The sequence below is a fragment of the Collinsella aerofaciens genome (assembly GCF_015556945.1).
GTDB lineage: Bacteria > Actinomycetota > Coriobacteriia > Coriobacteriales > Coriobacteriaceae > Collinsella > Collinsella aerofaciens_AO.
Window position 1 is genome coordinate 15,203 of sequence record NZ_JADNNH010000027.1, and the last position, 17,168, is coordinate 32,370.

Here is a 17,168-nt window from a genome sequence, read left to right on the forward strand (position 1 = left end):
GCGCAACGCGCCTCGATATTCGGAAGGCAGAACATGCTGCAAAAAATCCAACGCTTTGGCGGGGCAATGTTCGCTCCCGCCATGCTGTTTTCTATATCGGGCCTCATGGTCGGCGTCTCCGCTCTCGCAACGACTGCGGACATCGTCGGCGATCTAGCCGTATACGGAACCCCTTGGTACGTTTTTTGGGCCATCATCCAGCGCGGCTCATGGACGGTCTTTAAACGCCTCCCGCTCCTTTTTGCCGTAGCGCTGCCTATCGGTCTTGCCCAAAAGCAACCGGCACGCTGCTGCCTCGAGGCACTCGTGGCCTATTTTGCCTATTGCTTCTTTTTGAGCGAGATCATTAAGCTGAGCGGAGACAACCTTGGGCTTAAGTACCCGTCATCTTTGACCCCCGCCAACGGTATCACCGTCATCGACGGCATCAAGACGCTCGACACCGGCATTATCGGCCCGCTGGTGGTATCGGCAACCGTCGTCGCCATCCATGACCGCTTCTACGATGCCAAGGTTCCCGATTGGCTCGGCACCTTCTCGGGCTCCTCGCTGGTCTACCTCATCAGCTTTTTTGCCGTGTTTGCCCTTGCCGCTATCTCGGCCGCCATCGTGCCCTCCGTATACGCAATGACCGAAACGCTGCGCCATGCACTTACGAGCGTCGGCCCCTTTGGCGTGGGCATCTTTGTGTTTTTGGAGCGAGCGCTCGAGCCCATGGGGCTGCACCACCTGCTCTACATGCCGATCTACTACGACAACCTGGTCATTAACGACGGCATCTACGCCACATGGAGCAGCTTGCTCCCCATCCTCTCCCATAGCACGCGCCCCCTTAATGAGCTTGCGCCGTGGGCCGGTTTTACCGCCACCGGCTGGGTCAAGCTCTTTGGCCTTCCCGCCATCGCAGCCGCGTTCTACTCCACCGCAAAACCCGAGCGCCGCGCCGGCCTCAGGGTCATCCTTGTTCCCGCCATCATCGCCTCGGTGGTTTGCGGCGTTACCGAGCCACTCGAGTTTCTCTTTATGTTCACCCACCCCGGGCTCTTTTTGCTCTACGCCGTCTTATCGTCTTGCCTTGCCACAGCCATGAATCTCTTTGGCATCGTCGGCATCTTCTCGGGCGGCCTCATGGAGATGGCAGCCTTCAACTTTATTCCGCTCATGCGCACGCATGCCGGTGCCTATCTTTTGGCGCTCGGTATCGGCCTTGCCTTTAGCCTCATCTTTTTTGTTAGTTTTCGAGCACTCATCTTGGTCTATGACCTTAAGACTCCGGGCCGCGAGGATCATGTCGTCAATCGCGCGGCAATCGATTGTTTAACGGGAAGCGACTTTGCCAAAGAGCAATCTCCCAATGACGAGGTCAATAGTCGATCCGATCAAGATCACGTCCTCGCTGAGCGGGTAATTCAGCTTTTAGGTGGCGTTGGCAATATCGTGGGCGCAACCAACTGCGCCACGCGCCTGCGCGTCGAGGTCGCAGACCCTTCCATCGTTGCAGATAACGCGTCGTTTGTCGCGGTGGGCGCCAAGGGCCTCATCATTACGGGCAAGACCGCCCAGGTGATTATCGGCATCTCCGTTCCCCGCGTTAAAGAGCATTTTGACCAGATCATGGGCCTCGAGCCGGAATTTGTGCCCACCACCTCGGCCTCCCCTGCCGCCAGCGCAGCCCATAAGCGCGGCGATATTTGCTTCTTCGATATCGACGGAACGCTCGCCTGGCAAGACCCCAGGCTCGCCCAAGACCTTCCCGAAGACGAGCGGGACCTCTCCCCCTATCCCAACGAGGCGGTTTCGCAGGCAATCCGCGAGTTTGTCGCCAACGGCAACATGGCCTTCATCTGCACAGGGCGCACCCTCAGCTGCATCCACCCCAAACTTCTTGAGCTACCCTGGACCGGCATCGTCTGTCTTGCGGGCGGTTACGCCGAGATCGACGGACACGCAATTCGCGATCTGTCGATGACACCCAGCATGCTGCAGCATCTTGCCCCCTATCTTGAGCAATCGGGCGAGGTCATCCGCTTTGAGGGCCTCAACGGCGTCGTGCGCATGAGTGCCGATGCCCCCGATGCCCCCGGATACGCGCGCACCCTGGGCGACGCAGTCACGCAGCTGCAACATTACAGTGTCTACAAGATCTTGATGTCTACATCGCTCGCCAACCACATCGCTCAAGATAAGACACTTGAGCCGCTGCTGTGCTTTAACGAGCTCGAACTCGAGGTAACCGAAATCTCGCCCCGCGAATGCACGAAGCGCGGGGGCATCCAGTCTGTACTCGACGCCCTCGATCCCCACCACGGAACCGTATACGGCATTGGCGACGCCAGCAATGACGTCTCGCTGATGAACGCCGTCGATGTCGGCATTGCGATGGGCAACGCACCGGACTATCTCAAGGATAAGGCCGATTACGTGACCGACACCGTCGATCATGACGGTGTCGTTGCGGCGCTCGAGCATTTTAGGCTGATTTAGGCACGCTCCATCAAACGCACGCCCGTTGTCCTAAATCGCCAAAACTGCCGCGCCAAACGCCCTGATGTGGCAATATGTTGTCTGCATATTGCACCAATGCAACCTCAGAAAGAATGCGAGAACCCGTGTCCAGTCCGTTTACCAGCTTTTTAGCCCAGCACTTTGACCAGATTAACGACTATCTGGCCACGTTCTTTGACGGACAGGCGACCTCTGCCGATATCGAGCGCTACCTGTATGCGCCGCTCTCGGCTTTTACGGCCAACGCCGGCAAGCGCCACCGCCCGCTTATCTGTATGCTCGCCGCAACCGCAGTGGGCGGTAGCTTTGAGAGCGCCCGCAGCGCCGCGGCAGCCATCGAGCATTTCCAGTCGGGCGCGCTGATCCACGACGACATCGCCGACAACGGACAGCTTCGTCGAGGCAAGCCCTGCATGCACCTTACCGAGGGCACGGGCCTTGCCATCAATTGTGGCGACCTGGCGCTCACCATGGTCACCAAGACGGTTCTCGACGACCCCACGCTGGAGTCCGACGTGAAGCTGCGCGTGCTCCACGAGCTTACCGAGATGATCGTCCGCACCATCGAGGGTCAAGCACTCGACCTGGGTTGGGTCCGTGACGGGCGCTTTGATATCTCGGTTGATGACTACCTGGACATGGCGACGCACAAGACCGCGTTTTACAGCGGAGCCACGCCGCTTGCCGCCGGAGCCATTATCGGCGGCGGCAGCGATGAGCAAATCGAAGCGCTGCGCGCCTTTGGCCTGCACACGGGCCTCGCCTTCCAGATTCAGGACGACCTGCTCAACCTTGTCGGCACTAAGGAAGCCGCCAACAAGGACTTCCGCACCGACATCACCGAGGGCAAGCGCACGCTTGTCGCCGTACACGCCCTCTCTGATGAGCACCACCACGACGAGGTCGAGGCGATTCTTTCCTCGGGCACCGATGATCCCGCGCAGCTCGCACGCGCCGTGGAGATCTTCCAGGAGACCGACTCCATCGATTACGCCCACACTTACGCGCTCGACCTGACCGCTAAGGCCAAAGCGGCCATCGAGAACGTTGAGCTTGATCCGCACGCACGCGAGCTGTTCCTCTCCATGGCAGATTTCTTTGTGGAGCGCCTTAACTAACGGGGGTTATAAAACCTGTCAGCAGCGTATTTAGGCACAACTTGCTACACTGTTGAGTGCATGTTTATGCATCCCTTTGCGTTGTCTATCCGACAGACGCTCAAATAGTACGAATGGTACGCCGAAAGGGGTTCGTTCATGGAACCTATTACAACGGGCATGCAAGGAGCAGCCGTCGAGGACGTGCAGTCTCGTCTCCTGCAGCTCGGCTACACGATTGATGCCGCCGAAGTCACCGACAAGTACTTTGGAGCCACCACTGAGCAGGCCGTCAGCACCTTCAGGCTCGACAGCGGCCTTGCTGCCGGTCATGCCGTCGATATCCCCTGTTGGAGCGCCCTTGTAGACGCTTCGTATAAGCTGGGCGACCGCACCCTCTATCTGCGCATGCCCAATTTCCATGGCGCCGACGTGCAGGCCCTGCAGCGCGCTCTCAACGTTTTGGGCTTTGCCTGTGGCGAAGACGACGGCTACTTTGGTCCGCATACCGAGGCCGCCCTGCAGCAGTTCCAGGAAAATGTCGGCCTGTTTGCCGACGGCATGGCCTTCCAGGACACCTACGCCTACATCAACCGCCTGCACCATGTGTGGGAGGGCAAGCCCTCGGTCACCGAAGCCGAGTCCCGCATCGGTTTTGCTCGCGCCGCCAACGTGCTCGAGCGCTTCCAGATTGCCGTTATCGGCGAGGACCCCATCGCACGCAGTGTTGCGTCGCGCATGTGGAATATCGCCACGGCAACGACCGACAACAGCGGCATGATGCTCTGCGACTCCGAGGTCCCAACCGACGTTGACCTGGTGCTCGAGATCGCAAGCGACGAGCTGCCCGCCGACGCCGCACCGCGCGCCACGATTGCCCTCGCCGAGTGCCACAACCTGGCCCAGCGCATCCGCACTGCCAATGTTGCCGCGCAGCAGAAGCCGGCACGCATTCGCATTGAGCTCACGGGCATGACGCGCTACAACGGCACCTTCACGGCCAGCGACGCGCAGACACTCGCCGTACGCCTGCTCGATGGCGTTTGCGATGCCCTCGCAGATTAGGTAAACTAAACGAGTTGCTTTTGGGCAACACCACACATTGGGACGTAGTTCAACGGTAGAACTCCGGTTTTTGGTGCCGGCTGTTGGGGGTTCGAATCCCTCCGTCCCAGCCATTAAAATTGAGCGCCCTGAGCCCATAACGGCCCAGGGCGCTTTCTTGTGGGCAAGCGGAGGGATTCGAACCCGCAAGGGTGCGGAGCCGAGGAAACGCGAAGGCGCCCCAAGCCCATTAGGACCAAGAGCGCTTTACATCTTGAAATATCAGCCCAATTCCGAAAAGCGAGCCGCCTTCTACAACGTACCGTGTGGCCCCGACGGGCCGGGCATTAAGTTTGTCGCGAGTTCCGCACGCAAAGAAGGCCACTTAATGTGGCCTTCGTCTTGCGCAGGACTGTAGAGCAGCAAACTTAATGCCCGGCCCGTCGGGACCACACGTCCCTAGTTGTTCAGCATGCGGTCGAAGCTTCCTGAGTCGCCATCCCGATAGTCGGCGGTCATCAGGATCTCCTGCGGAATGCGCCCGCCTTCACGTAGCACGTTGCGGAACTGCACGCGCGTAACCATGGGCAGATCCTTGATCGTCGCTGCCAGGTTCTGCGGCACACCCTGGTTGGCAGCCGCGGGCTCGCACTCTCCGCCGGCCTTCACGCGACGCTTATGCTCGGCGAGCATGGCGCGGTACATGCCGGCATGCAGGCGAATCTCAACCACATTGGCATTGCGAGCCTGCTCGACGATGCGCGCGCCCTCGCGATCGATATCGCCCACGTAGTAGACGTAGTTAAAGCGATAGCCAATCTCGGCCAGATAATCATCCAGTGCGTGCGAGACGCTCGCTTTGCAGCCGCCGCCAAAAATCACGCCGCCCACTTTGATGCCAAAGAGCTTGGCATGTTTGCGTCCGCGCAGGAGCTTGACGATCTCGTCATAGGTATCCAGGTTCTCGACCATAATGAACGGCTTGTCGGCACCCAGCGTAAAGAAGCCCGTAAAGTGCACGGGGCGATTGGGGACGACCTTGATCGCCTGCATGCTGATGCTCTTTTCGGTCATACGTCTGATCAGGCGCTCACCGTGCTTGCCGTCAAAAGCCTTCTCGTCGTTAAAGATCTGGTAGGCACGCTGGCGGCGCGAGGCAACCGGCGTATCGGCACCTCGGTTCTGCTCGATCCAAGCCTGGATGATTGCGATTTCCTCGGCAATCTTGCGGTTGGACATCTCGTTGTGCTGAGTGCGCTGCGGAGCCTTTTTGCCGTCCTTGCCCTCAACCTTTACGATCTGTGTCTGCTGCTCCTTGATCTTAGAGAGCGCCGTAGGCGTAGGGACAACTTTGAGCAGCTGCCTGCCTAAAACGCGGGCAAGGGTAAACGCCGAGACCTCGCCGTGGACTGCCGACTTGGGCTGCTGGGCAGCAGTATCTGCTGCGGTAGACTCCGGCTTCTTCTGAGACTTGCGCTTAGAATCGCCTTGGGAATTGCGCTCGCGCTTCGGCATAGGCGCCTGCTTCTGCGGACGATCGGACTTGCTCTCCTTCGCCGGCTGGCGCTTAGGCTGCCCCGAAGAAACCTCGACCTTCGCATCCTCGTCCTGCGGCGTGGTCTTCTCGGCTGCAGTCTCGGCATGGGAACTGCGGCCCCCACGATGGCGACGGCGGCGAGGCTTGCTCGACGCGCCCTGCTCCGCCTGCTCATCAGTAGGCTGCTGGCCCTTGGCCTCGGCATCAACCTCAAGCCGCGGCTCAGCAGGCTTCTGTTCGCGAGCCGCCGGCTCAACGGCCTTCTCGTCCTGGGTGGTCGAAACCGACTCGCCCTTCTCCTGATGCTTTACGGGATACGCGCGTCCCGCAAAACCGCGGCCGGGACGACACGAACCTGGAGCCTTCTTGGCAGACTCTTCAACATCGTCTGCAACCTCAGAAGACTCTTCAACCTCACGCACGGCATCCTGCTGTGCAGCCTTAAAGTGAGCACCGCGACGGCGCTTGGGCTCTTGGGCCTCCACGGGCTTTTGCTCCTTCGTGGGCTTCTGCGACTCGGCAGCAACCTCGGTCTCAACAGCCTCGGCATCCGTCTCGCCCTTTTGAGCAACGGCGCGACGGAAGCGCTCCTGCTGGGCGCGGCGCTGCGCATCGCGCTTGCCACCCCCACCAAAACCGCCGCGTCCTGCCTTGGCCGTAAAGGCACGCACGACGTTCTCATCGAGCAACTCATCGGTATCGACATGCTCACGCGGAGCAGCTTCTTCCACAGCAGGCACGTCAGCGGAATCCTCGACGACAAAATCCTCGACGGACTCGGCAGGCTGCTCCTGGGCATCGCGGATCTCGGCATTGATGGTATAGAACGCCGGGCGCCCGTTAATGCCGCTACCCTCGATCTTGGTCACGATATTTGCCGCGATAAGCTCATCGCGCATCGCCTTGGTGTCACATTCCTTATCGACGGAACGGAAAATCTGCGCCAGCGCACTCGACTTAATCTTAAGCGCCTTGCGGCAGAGCAGGTCGTAGGCAACCAGCTTGGCACGCTCGGCAGAAAGCGACGTCTGGCTGCTCAGACGCTCAGCCAGGGCATCGACATTGTTTTGATTATCGGAATATACCGTCTTGGCCACGGGGCCCCTTTCGTATGTACACATATACGTCTATATGGTACAACGCGCGCCCTTATCCACGCAAAACATCTGCGAGAACACTCGAGCGTCACCCGCTTTCGCATGAAAAAAAAGACCGAGCCCGCGAAGTCACGGACCCGGTCTTTCCGAGTCATATGGATGGAACGGTTAGTCCATCAAGCTGACTAGGCCTTGGCGGCCTCGGCGTCGGCGGGAGCCTCGGCGGCAGCGGCGCGGCCGTACTCGGCCTTGCCCATCTCGGACCACTCGGGCTCCTCGTCGGGCATGGAGCCAGCCTCCTTGCCGAAGAACTCCTTGAGGCAGTTGACGGCGACGATGAGGCCCAGGACCATCAGCAGGATGGCAAAGACGAGCTGCAGGCCCTTGGTGGCGGCGACGGAGACAGCGGCCGTGGTGGCGGTAGCCGGGATGGTGCCGAAGAAGCCGTAGGCCTGGACGGCGGTCATGCAGCCCATGGCGCTCTGGACCAGCGAGGTGAAGGTGCAGCAGAGCAGGAAGGCGACGGGCACGTAGAGCATCCAGCCCTTGCGGCCGGTGCACTTGCAGAACACGGCGAGGGTGATCATGGTCATGCCGCCGAGCAGCTGGTTGGAAGCACCAAAGAGCGGCCAGATGTTGGCATAGCCACCAAAAGCGAGGGCGAGACCGGGAAGCAGGGTAACGACCGTGGCGAACCAGGGGTTGCCGAGAACCTTCATGTAGCCGGCCTTGGACTCGATGGCCAGGGCATCGTTGGTCTGGGCAAAGAACTCGGAGAACGAAGTGCGGGCGATGCGGGCGACGGCGTCGAGCGAGGTCAGGGCCAGAGCGGAGACGTTCATGGTCATAAAGACGGTAGCGAGCGTGCCGTCAACACCGAAGGCCTGCATACCGCGGGAGATGCCAGCGGCGAAGATCTGGAACGGGGTGGAAGCGACACCGGCGTTGAGGGCGCCGGTACCGGCGGTGTTCATGTCGGAGAACATGATGCCGGCGACAATGATGGCAAGAATGCCGACGAAGGACTCGACGATCATGGCGCCGTAACCGACCTTGACGGCGTCCTGCTCCTTCTCGACCTGCTTAGAAGAGGTGCCGGAAGAAACGAGGCTGTGGAAACCGGAGAGAGCACCGCAAGCGACGGAGACGAACAGGACCGGGAACATCATGCCGGAGGCAGTGGAGAAGCCGGTAAAGACCGGAGCGGTGATAGTGGCCTGACCGTTGACGCCCAGGACGACGATGCCGAGGACAGCGCAGACGATCATGACGATCATCATGATGGAAGTGAGGTAGTCACGCGGGGTCTTGAGCATCTGGATGGGCATAGCGCCAGCGAAGACCAGGTAGACCATGACGACGGCGAACCACTGGAACTTATCCAGGTAGACCGGGAACTGCATACCGACGGCGAACATGAGAACCATGAGGACCACGCCGGTGACGAACTCGGCAGCGCCGGTGAGGTTGAACTTCTTCTGAGCCCAACCAAAGGCGATAGCGACGAAGGTAAACAGGATGGAGATGGTACCAGCGCAGCCGGCGGCATAGGACTTGGTGAAGTCGATGGCACCGGTAGCAGCACCAGAAGCGTCAACGGCCGGGGTGAACATGAACGTCTTGCAGACCATGTCGGTGAAAGCGGCGATGACGATGATGCAGAACAGCCAGCAGAACAGCAGGAACAGGCGACGGCCGGTCTTGCCGATGTACTTCTCGATGAGCTGAGCGAGCGACTTGCCGTTGTTCTTCATCGAAGCGTACAGAGCACCAAAGTCGTGGACGGCACCAAAGAAGATGCCGCCGACGAGGACCCAGAGCACGACGGGCAGCCAGCCAAAGGCCATGGCGACGATCGTACCCGTAACAGGGCCAGCACCGCAGATCGAGCTGAACTGGTGCGAGAACGCGGTGAAGGCGGAGACGGGCGAGAAGCTCTTGCCGTCCTTCATGCGCTTGGCCGGCGTGAGGGCCTCTTTGTCAACGCCCCACTTGTTGGCCAGCCATCGGCCATAGCCCAGATAGCCGCAGGCGAGCACCGCCGCGGCCACAACCATGAGCAAAACTCCGTTCATTACATTTCCTCCTCTAAAAAGAACTTCCTAGACATAAAAAATGAGGGCCGTCGGTTGCGCTCGACGGCCCTCATCTTCATCAGCCGCCCGTTATCGTACGGGCTAGCTGTATGTGCTAACCCGCATCAGATAATTACTACGCTGATAATGTTTAGCTGATGCGTGAACATGTCTAAGAAATCCTCTTCAATCATGATGCGAACGATCCGTGCGTGTTCACATCCCCCAGTGGTTGAAAAGGAGTATGAAACTTTAGTTACCTAAAGTCAACGCAAATTTGTAATGAATTTTCAACTTTTTTGGATTTCTCGGTATAAAACGCCACTGACCTCGGACTTTACCCCACGACAGTTTTTGCATGAGAGATGCCCCTGAGAGCCGCGGGAGCCGGGCGGCGCATATGAACTTTCCTGCTCTACAGTCCTGCGCAAGACGGAAAGCACATTAAGTGCTTTCCTTTGCGTGCGGAACTCGCGATAAAGTTCATATGCGCCGCCCGGCTCCCGCGGCTCTCAGGGGCTCCCATCCCAAATGCGGAGCAAAGCTCCGCACGCCAACTTTTTCTTTCAGCTAAAGAACGCTGGAAATTCGACGCTGGCTTGTTAACCTTGCTGGACGTTGTCGACGCCAAACCAGCCCAGAAGCTATATCGATACAGAAAGGTCCCCGGACGGAGGGGCCGGATATAAGGTTTATCGCGAGTTCCGCACGCAAAGAAGGCCACTTAATGTGGCCTTCGTCTTGCGCAGGACTGTAGAGCAGGAAACCTTATATCCGGCCCCTCCGTCCGGGGACCGCGCCGTACCAGCTACAGCGTCATGTTCGGATCGGCGTCGACGTCGAACGGCGAGATTTCACCTCGGTCGAATTTACGGCGGGCGACCTCCGCGATCATGGCTGCGTTATCGGTACAGGCAGACAAGGGCGGCACCGTTACGCGAATCCCCTGACGCCCAAGCTTCTTGATCATCATCTCGCGCAGATGCGGGTTGGCCGAGACGCCGCCACCGATGCAGTATTCCTTGCATCCGGTAGCGTGCAGTGCGTTTTTGGCCTTCTTGTACTGCACGTCAAAGACAGCTGCCTCAAACGAAGCCGCCAGATCGGGAAGGTGAATCGTGCGCCCGGCCTTGGTCTCTTGCTCGATGTAGAGCGTCACCGCCGTCTTGAGGCCCGAAAGCGAGAAGCGGTAGTCCCCCCTGCTGTTAAGCGCACGGGGGAAATCGATCGCCTTGGGGTTGCCCGTCTCGGCCAGCTTAGAGATGATGGGGCCACCGGGATAGCCCAGGCCCAGCGCCTTGGCCACCTTGTCGAAGGCCTCGCCCACGGCGTCGTCGAGCGTCTCACCGAGCACCTCGTAGTCGCCCCACGCCTTCACGTGCACGAGCATGGTGTGCCCGCCCGAGACAAGCGTGAAGATGAACGGCGGCTTGAGGTCGGGCTGCGCCAGCAAGTTGGCAAACAGGTGCCCCTCCAGATGGTTGACGCATACGAGCGGCTTACCGGCAGCGTAGGCAAAGCCTTTGGCAAAGGCAACGCCCACCACGAGGGCGCCCACCAGGCCCGGACCCTGTGTCACGCCCACGGCGGCAAGCTCGCTGGGGGCAATGGCTCCACCCTCAAGACCAAGCGATGCTGCGGCATCCTCGAGCGCCGCATCCACGACACTCACAATCACCTCAACGTGCTTGCGCGAGGCGATCTCGGGCACCACGCCGCCAAAGCGGGCATGAAAATCAATCTGTGTCGATACCTGGTTGGCCAGCATATTGCCATCCGCATCGATAATCGCCACGGCCGTCTCGTCGCAGGAACTCTCGATAGCGAGCACCAGGCGGCGGCGCTCAATTTCGGCACGCTCCCCCTCGGAGCGCCCGGGCGCAGGCAGCGGCCATACGCGCTGCTCTGCCGCCGTCGGCTCGGGCGAAGCATTGTCGACCGGAAGCACCAGGGGCAGCGGAGCCGTCATGACGATGGCATCCTTGCCGGCACCATAGTAGCCGCGGCGCCGTCCTGCCTCGGTAAAGCCCAGAGCGTTATAAAGCGCAATCGCGCCCTCATTGCCGTCCTCGACTTCGAGCGAAGCCGTGGTGCAGCCGAGCATCTGGGCATCATAGCTCACGTGCGACAGCAGCTTGCGGGCAATGCCCTCACGGCGATGTGCCGGATCGACGGCGACATCCAGAATCTGCACATCACCGTCCAAGACCATACCGCCGGCAAGGCCCAGCAGCTTGCCGTCGTCGTGTGCCACCCACCAACTACGCGGCGCAGCGACGTCCTCGCCCAGTTCGGACAGGAACATGCCCGGCGTCCACGCCTCGTGTCCGGCACCTTCAAAGCAGGCAGCCTCTAGCGCGCTCGCGCCCTCGGCATCCGCCGCGCCCATGGGACGGAACTGCAGATGACGACCGGCGAGCTCATCGGCAACGCCCGTAATTTCGCTCTGCGCACTCTCGGCAAGACCAAGACGCTTGCGCTCGTTTTCCTCGGCATCCGAAAGGCGCGTGTAAATCGGCAGGACGCGAGCCGGATCGCCGTCACCCGCAGCGTGCGCGAGCAGCAAGCCCTCGCCCGAAGGCCACCACAGGTCGCGCTCCACGCAGCGGGCGGTCTCGTCCTCACCCAGCAGCTTGCCATAGCGCACGAGACCGTCACCGGTCAGCTGAACCTGGTCCCAGTCCGCTGCTCGGCGCCACTCATCGAGCGCCACGGCGGCCTTGACCACGTGTTCGCGCTCAAATTGACGCTCGGGACCCTCATCGCCCAGCATATATAGTGCCGGATATACCTCACCGCGCATGGCATCGGCCAAGATACCAAGCTTGCCGCGCACGCCAGCCTTCCACGCCGTCCAAGCGCAAGCGTCGAGCGTCGACACGCCCAGCAGTGGAACATTGGCACCGCGCGCGAGGCCCTTGGCAGTGGAGATGCCGATGCGCACACCCGTAAACGACCCCGGGCCGCGGCCGACCACGTAGTAACCAACATCGCTGCGATCCAGACCGGCTTGAGCCAGCACGCCATCAACGGTATTCACGAGCTCAACGTTGGCGTGACGGCGACACATGTGGTCGCCACTCACGAGCTTCGTCTCGCCCGTCTGCCCATCAATCCAGCTTGCCGCGCAGGCAAGCATGTCGGTCGAGGTATCGAGCGCCACCACCAGCGCGTTGTCGTTATGCAAGCTCATCTTGTACAGCCTTATCAATCAAATGGGAAAGCTCCATTGCGCGGTCACCGTGTGCCTCGAGCGTTATCGTTCGCACATCGCTGTCGCCCTCATCACGCTTGAGCGTCACCGAAAGATACTCATCCGTCAGCTCGTCCTGGAATTGTTCGCCCCATTCCAGCAAGCAAGCACCCTCATAGCCCAGCACATCGAAAATGCCCGTATCCTCGAGCTCGTAGGCATGCTCCAGGCGGTATAGATCAAAGTGAAACAGCGGAATACGACCTTGATCGTGAACGGCCATGAGCGCAAACGTAGGACTCGTAACCATATGCCCATCGCCCAGCCCGCGCGAGATGCCCTTGGTAAAGTGAGTTTTGCCCACTCCCAGGCCACCGGTCAGGATGAGCACATCGCCGTCCTCAAGGCACGGTGCAATTAGCTCGCCAAAGTACTCCGTATCGGCAGCGCAAGTCGTTTTGTAAGTACCTACCCCCAGGCGCTCCAGGGACATATATGCTCCTTATTATTCCGAGGCGTCCTCTGGTGCGGGATGTCGCTCCAGATAATCGCCCAGCATCTTAAAGTCTTCCTCCAGCAGCTCCTGCCATGCCGGATTGCGCAGCGCTGCTGCCGGATGAAAAGTGGGCATTACTACAAAATGCCCCATCTGGTGGAACCTGCCGCGCAGCTTAGTAATGCCAATCTCGGTCTTAAGCACAAAGTGCGTCGCGGGGTTGCCGAGCGTCACGATAATATCAGGCCAGATGCTTCGAATCTGCTCACGCAAAAACGGCGAGCAAGCCAGCACTTCCTCGGGACGCGGATTGCGGTTTCCCGGCGGGCGGCACTTAAGCACGTTGGCAATGTAGACGTCTTCGCGTTTGAGCCCCGCCAGCGACAAAATGCCGTTGAGGTCCTCGCCTGCCGCCCCCACAAAGGGCTCGCCCTGCAAATCCTCATTGCGACCCGGCGCCTCACCAATAAACATCACGCGAGCGCGGGGGTTTCCCACGCCAAACACGATATTGTGACGCGACTGGTAGAGCTGGCAGAGGTGACAATCGCCCAGAACGGCCTCAATTTCCTCGAGTGCGACCTCACGTGGCGCCTGATGGGTATGGCCGGGGATGTGCATGACGCCCATAGCGGCTCCTACACGTAGACCTTGTCGAGACGCATGCCAAAGCCGCAGGCGACCTCGTAGTTAATCGTTCCGCGCAGTCGGGCCATCTCGTCCATAGTGATCTCGGCATCGCCATCGCGGCCGACAATGATCATCTCGTCACCATACTCGGCCTCGGGAATCTCGTGTGCCGGGTTGGACTGAATGGCGACCATAAACTGGTCCATGCAGATATTGCCAACCTGATGCACGCGCTCGCCGCGATGCAGCACATCCATACGATTGGAAAGCGTACGCGATAGGCCATCGGCATAACCGATCGGCAGCGTACAGATCTGAACGCGCGTACGCGGTACGCGGTAGGTAAAACCGTAGCCCACGCCCTCACCCATCGCAGGGTGTGCCACGCGCGTCACACGCGCATGGACGCTCATAACGGGATCAAGCTGCATCACGCGGCCACTCAGCTCGCACGGCTGCATGCCATACAAGCCAACGCCGGCGCGGATCATATCAAAATGCATCGAGGGGTCGAGCATCGAAGACGGCGTGTTGGCACAATGCACGATACCGCACTCAAAACCCGCATCCTTAATGGCCTGAACGGCCTCGGTAAAGCGCTGACACTGCAGCTTGTAGTCCCAGCCCGAAGGTTCATCGGCCGTGGCGAAGTGCGTAAATACGCCGTCGCACTGAATACCGCGATGGAAATTTATACCGCGGACAAAGTCGAGCACCTGCGTGTAGTGAACGCCGATACGATTCATGCCCGTCTCGATGGCGAGATGATACTTGCCCACTTTGCCCGCCGCGACGGCACATTCGCCATACGCAAGAGCAAAGTCAGACGTATAGACCGAGGGCATGATATCAAACTCGAGCAACGTCGGAATGGCCTCGATGGGCGGCTCGCTTAGGATGAGGATGGGTTTCGTAATCCCGCCCTGTCGGAGCTCAACGCCCTCGTTAACTGTCGCCACGGCAAACATGTCGGCACCGGCCGAATACATGATCTTGGCGCACTCAACAGCTCCATGACCATAAGCATCGGCCTTGACCACGCAGCACAGGCGCTGACGTGGATTCAGCAAGTTCTTATAGGCCCTCGTGTTGCGACGTAGCGCCCCGCGGTCGATCTCGACCCAGGACCAGCGCGTCAAATCGGCTTTATTCATGATTAGTCATCCGACCCTTCGTCCATGATTCCCAGATCTTCGAGCGCATCCTTTGCCGCCAGTTCCATGGCCGGACCGATCAAGTCGATAAGATCGGTCGCGATGACGCTCTTCTCACCATACTCCGTCGCCGCGGCAAAACCGGCGTAGCTGTGAAGTGCGACGGCGTACGAATACAGCAACTCCCAACGATCCATCTCGTCGCGCATGGTGGCAAGCGTGCCGGCCAAAATACCCGCGAGGACATCACCCGAACCGGCAGTTGCCAGAGAAGCCGGACCCGAGAGCGGCAGCAGCACACGCTCAACGCCACAGATAGCCGTCGTCGGCCCCTTGGCAATGACCACCAGATTGTCAGAGCCTGCAGCCCAGACAACCTTCTGCGCGGCTGCAATCGCAGTACCAAGGTCGTTCACCTCGTCACCGGCAACCAGACGCGAAAGTTCACGATAGTGCGGCGTCATAACCAACGGCTGCTCGCGACGATACATCTCGGGATTACTATCAATACCGTCAATGGCAATCTTAGCAAGGCAGTTGAGTGCATCGGCGTCCAAGATAAGCGGCACATCAAGCTCGAGCAAGCCCGAAACCACCTGCATAGCGCCGGCAGATGTCGTCATACCGGGACCGCACAGTACACAGCTGTACTTCTTTGCAATCTCGCACACAGTCATGCGCGCAGCGGCGCCAAAGGAGCCGCGGGAATCAGACGGAATAGCAAAGACGGGAATCGAAGGAAGTGCCATGCGAATAAGATTGGCGCAGGCGTCAGGAGCCGCGACTGCCACGTAACCAGCACCCGCGCGAGCTGCAGACTTGGCCGCCATAATGGCAGCACCAGGATATTGCGCAGATCCGGCGACAATAAGCACAGAGCCACGGGAATACTTATCGATATTCGTAGGTAGTGGGGCAAAGTAATCAACTAAGTCACCGGGCTCGACAATCTCGGCGGCGTGGTCGACATCATCGATGACCTCGTCAAGACGGTCGTAAAGATTGCCGCAGATCAAATCGCCAGCATACTCAGGACCATCAGCGCTATACAGACCAATCTTGGGCGCAATCATCGTCACCGTATGCTCGGCACGAATGCAGTCGTCATCAACAACGCCCGTCTCGGCATTCAGGCCCGAGGGAACATCAATGGATACGACACAATCGGCGCATTCATTGACCGTAGGAATCCAGATGGAGAACGGCGCACGCAGATTTCCGTGGAAACCGGTACCAAAAATGGCATCGACAACAACATCGGCCTTATCGATCAAAACCTCGAGTTCGTCACGCGAGGGGCCGACGCAAACGTGCACATCGCGGCCGGCAGTACGACGAGCAACATGACGTGCCAGAGCAGCAGGAATCTCATCCGGCTCAACCGGAGAAACGATATCCACGTCCACACTCTTATGGCTCAGGATATCGGCGGCAACCCAACCGTCGCCGCCATTATTACCAAAACCGACCAGAACGAGAACCCGATCGGGATTGAGCTTCAAGACCTCGTTGGCGGCAAACTCACCCGCTAGCTCCATAAGCTCGGCCTTCGAAGTCCCTTCGCGTTCGATGATATCCTCGAGACGAACGACTTCTTCGGTACTCAAAACCGGTTTCATCTATGCTCCTAGCGTATCTTGCGAAGCATCGCCCAGGTGCTCCGTCAATGCTGAATTCTGCAGCTGCTCAAGCTCATCTAAAACAGAGCGAGCCTCTTTAAATGTCTGCGCTACGCGTTTCTTGGTGCTCACCTTTTCCTCTTTTGGCTTAGGCCGAGCATCTTCGGTAATCGCGATGGCATTCGCAACGGCCAAGTCTCCTGTAAGCGTAATGGAAAGAGCGACCTCAACAACACCCAGTTCTTGAGCGATCTCGAGAGCACGGCCCGAAAGCAGCGCCTTCGGTTTGCCGAGTTTATCACGCGTAACCGAAACATCCTTGCGACCCACGCCTTGACTAAAACCCGTGCCGAGAGCTTTAAGTACCGCCTCGCGCGAAGCAAAGCGGCTGGCATAGTGAGCAGCGGGACGCGATGATGCATCACAATACGCACGCTCTTCTTCGGTAAACACGCGCCGAGCAAACGACGGCGTCTTTTCAAGAATTGATTTCATACGGGAAATCTCGACGATATCAACGCCGATACCAGCTTCAGCCATGTTCACCTCCATATCGCACAGACTAAGTTATTGTAGCCCGTTCACAGAAGATGCGACAAACGAGGGTTATAAAACACAGCTACTATGTGAGACAAAAGCCCGTAAACGCAAAAAAGGGGGAGGCCGCGAGGCCTCCCCCTTCTCAGTTCAAGCGTACGGCTCGGTGCCGTCCACCGGTCAG

At 59.3% G+C, this 17,168-nt stretch carries 11 protein-coding genes and 1 tRNA gene; 4 read left to right on the forward strand and 8 right to left on the reverse strand.

Going from position 1 to position 17,168, the window contains the following annotated elements:
* Nucleotides 1–33: 33 nt before the first annotated feature.
* The 4 genes from I2F59_RS07955 (at nt 34) to I2F59_RS07970 (ending at nt 4,780) form a co-directional block, all read left to right on the forward strand.
* Nucleotides 34–2,484, forward strand: a complete 2,451-nt coding sequence (locus I2F59_RS07955; protein WP_195503807.1) for a PTS transporter subunit EIIC — start codon at nt 34–36, stop codon at nt 2,482–2,484.
* A 125-nt stretch (nt 2,485–2,609) separates the two neighbouring features.
* Nucleotides 2,610–3,623 (forward strand): polyprenyl synthetase family protein, encoded by a 1,014-nt coding sequence (locus I2F59_RS07960; protein ID WP_271755804.1) that lies wholly within the window; start codon nt 2,610–2,612, stop codon nt 3,621–3,623.
* A gap of 138 nt (nt 3,624–3,761) precedes the next feature.
* Complete coding sequence (locus I2F59_RS07965) at nt 3,762–4,667, forward strand: peptidoglycan-binding domain-containing protein (protein WP_022094145.1); 906 nt, start codon at nt 3,762–3,764, stop codon at nt 4,665–4,667.
* A 38-nt stretch (nt 4,668–4,705) separates the two neighbouring features.
* Nucleotides 4,706–4,780 (forward strand) — tRNA-Gln (locus I2F59_RS07970).
* Nucleotides 4,781–5,105: 325 nt separating this feature from the next.
* On the opposite strand, the gene I2F59_RS07975 is transcribed toward I2F59_RS07970, so the two are convergent.
* From I2F59_RS07975 to acpS, 8 genes are all read right to left on the reverse strand, one after another.
* The gene (locus I2F59_RS07975) at nt 5,106–7,280 is read right to left on the reverse strand and encodes a hypothetical protein (protein WP_195503809.1); all 2,175 of its coding nucleotides are present in this window, start codon (nt 7,278–7,280) and stop codon (nt 5,106–5,108) included.
* A gap of 185 nt (nt 7,281–7,465) precedes the next feature.
* The gene (locus I2F59_RS07980) at nt 7,466–9,355 is read right to left on the reverse strand and encodes a carbon starvation CstA family protein (protein ID WP_195503810.1); all 1,890 of its coding nucleotides are present in this window, start codon (nt 9,353–9,355) and stop codon (nt 7,466–7,468) included.
* An 808-nt stretch (nt 9,356–10,163) separates the two neighbouring features.
* Complete coding sequence (tsaD, locus tag I2F59_RS07985) at nt 10,164–12,548, reverse strand: tRNA (adenosine(37)-N6)-threonylcarbamoyltransferase complex transferase subunit TsaD (protein WP_195503811.1); 2,385 nt, start codon at nt 12,546–12,548, stop codon at nt 10,164–10,166.
* The gene (tsaE, locus tag I2F59_RS07990; RefSeq protein ID WP_195503812.1) at nt 12,535–13,041 is read right to left on the reverse strand and encodes a tRNA (adenosine(37)-N6)-threonylcarbamoyltransferase complex ATPase subunit type 1 TsaE; all 507 of its coding nucleotides are present in this window, start codon (nt 13,039–13,041) and stop codon (nt 12,535–12,537) included. The genes tsaD and tsaE overlap by 14 nt, the downstream gene beginning before the upstream one ends.
* A gap of 12 nt (nt 13,042–13,053) precedes the next feature.
* Nucleotides 13,054–13,674, reverse strand: a complete 621-nt coding sequence (locus tag I2F59_RS07995; protein ID WP_006235848.1) for a uracil-DNA glycosylase — start codon at nt 13,672–13,674, stop codon at nt 13,054–13,056.
* Nucleotides 13,675–13,682: 8 nt separating this feature from the next.
* Nucleotides 13,683–14,828 carry an alanine racemase gene (alr, locus tag I2F59_RS08000; RefSeq protein WP_195503813.1) on the reverse strand — a complete coding sequence of 382 codons (1,146 nt, stop codon included), beginning with the start codon at nt 14,826–14,828 and terminating at the stop codon, nt 13,683–13,685.
* A gap of 2 nt (nt 14,829–14,830) precedes the next feature.
* On the reverse strand, nt 14,831–16,447 hold the full coding sequence (locus I2F59_RS08005) for an NAD(P)H-hydrate dehydratase (protein WP_195503814.1): 1,617 nt from the start codon (nt 16,445–16,447) through the stop codon (nt 14,831–14,833).
* Nucleotides 16,448–16,987, reverse strand: coding sequence for a holo-ACP synthase (gene acpS, locus I2F59_RS08010; RefSeq protein ID WP_006235843.1), 540 nt, complete (start codon nt 16,985–16,987; stop codon nt 16,448–16,450).
* Nucleotides 16,988–17,168 lie beyond the last annotated feature (181 nt).

What these genes read in the sequence shown, in the direction of transcription:
- I2F59_RS07955 (WP_195503807.1), top strand. Translation starts at nt 34, where the DNA reads ATGCTGCAAAAAATCCAACGCTTTGGCGGGGCAATGTTCGCTCCCGCC.
- I2F59_RS07965 (WP_022094145.1), top strand. Translation starts at nt 3,762, where the DNA reads ATGGAACCTATTACAACGGGCATGCAAGGAGCAGCCGTCGAGGACGTG.
- I2F59_RS07980 (WP_195503810.1), bottom strand. Translation starts at nt 9,355, where the DNA reads ATGAACGGAGTTTTGCTCATGGTTGTGGCCGCGGCGGTGCTCGCCTGC.
- tsaD (WP_195503811.1), bottom strand. Translation starts at nt 12,548, where the DNA reads ATGAGCTTGCATAACGACAACGCGCTGGTGGTGGCGCTCGATACCTCG.
- tsaE (WP_195503812.1), bottom strand. Translation starts at nt 13,041, where the DNA reads ATGTCCCTGGAGCGCCTGGGGGTAGGTACTTACAAAACGACTTGCGCT.
- I2F59_RS07995 (WP_006235848.1), bottom strand. Translation starts at nt 13,674, where the DNA reads ATGGGCGTCATGCACATCCCCGGCCATACCCATCAGGCGCCACGTGAG.
- alr (WP_195503813.1), bottom strand. Translation starts at nt 14,828, where the DNA reads ATGAATAAAGCCGATTTGACGCGCTGGTCCTGGGTCGAGATCGACCGC.
- I2F59_RS08005 (WP_195503814.1), bottom strand. Translation starts at nt 16,447, where the DNA reads ATGAAACCGGTTTTGAGTACCGAAGAAGTCGTTCGTCTCGAGGATATC.
- acpS (WP_006235843.1), bottom strand. Translation starts at nt 16,987, where the DNA reads ATGGCTGAAGCTGGTATCGGCGTTGATATCGTCGAGATTTCCCGTATG.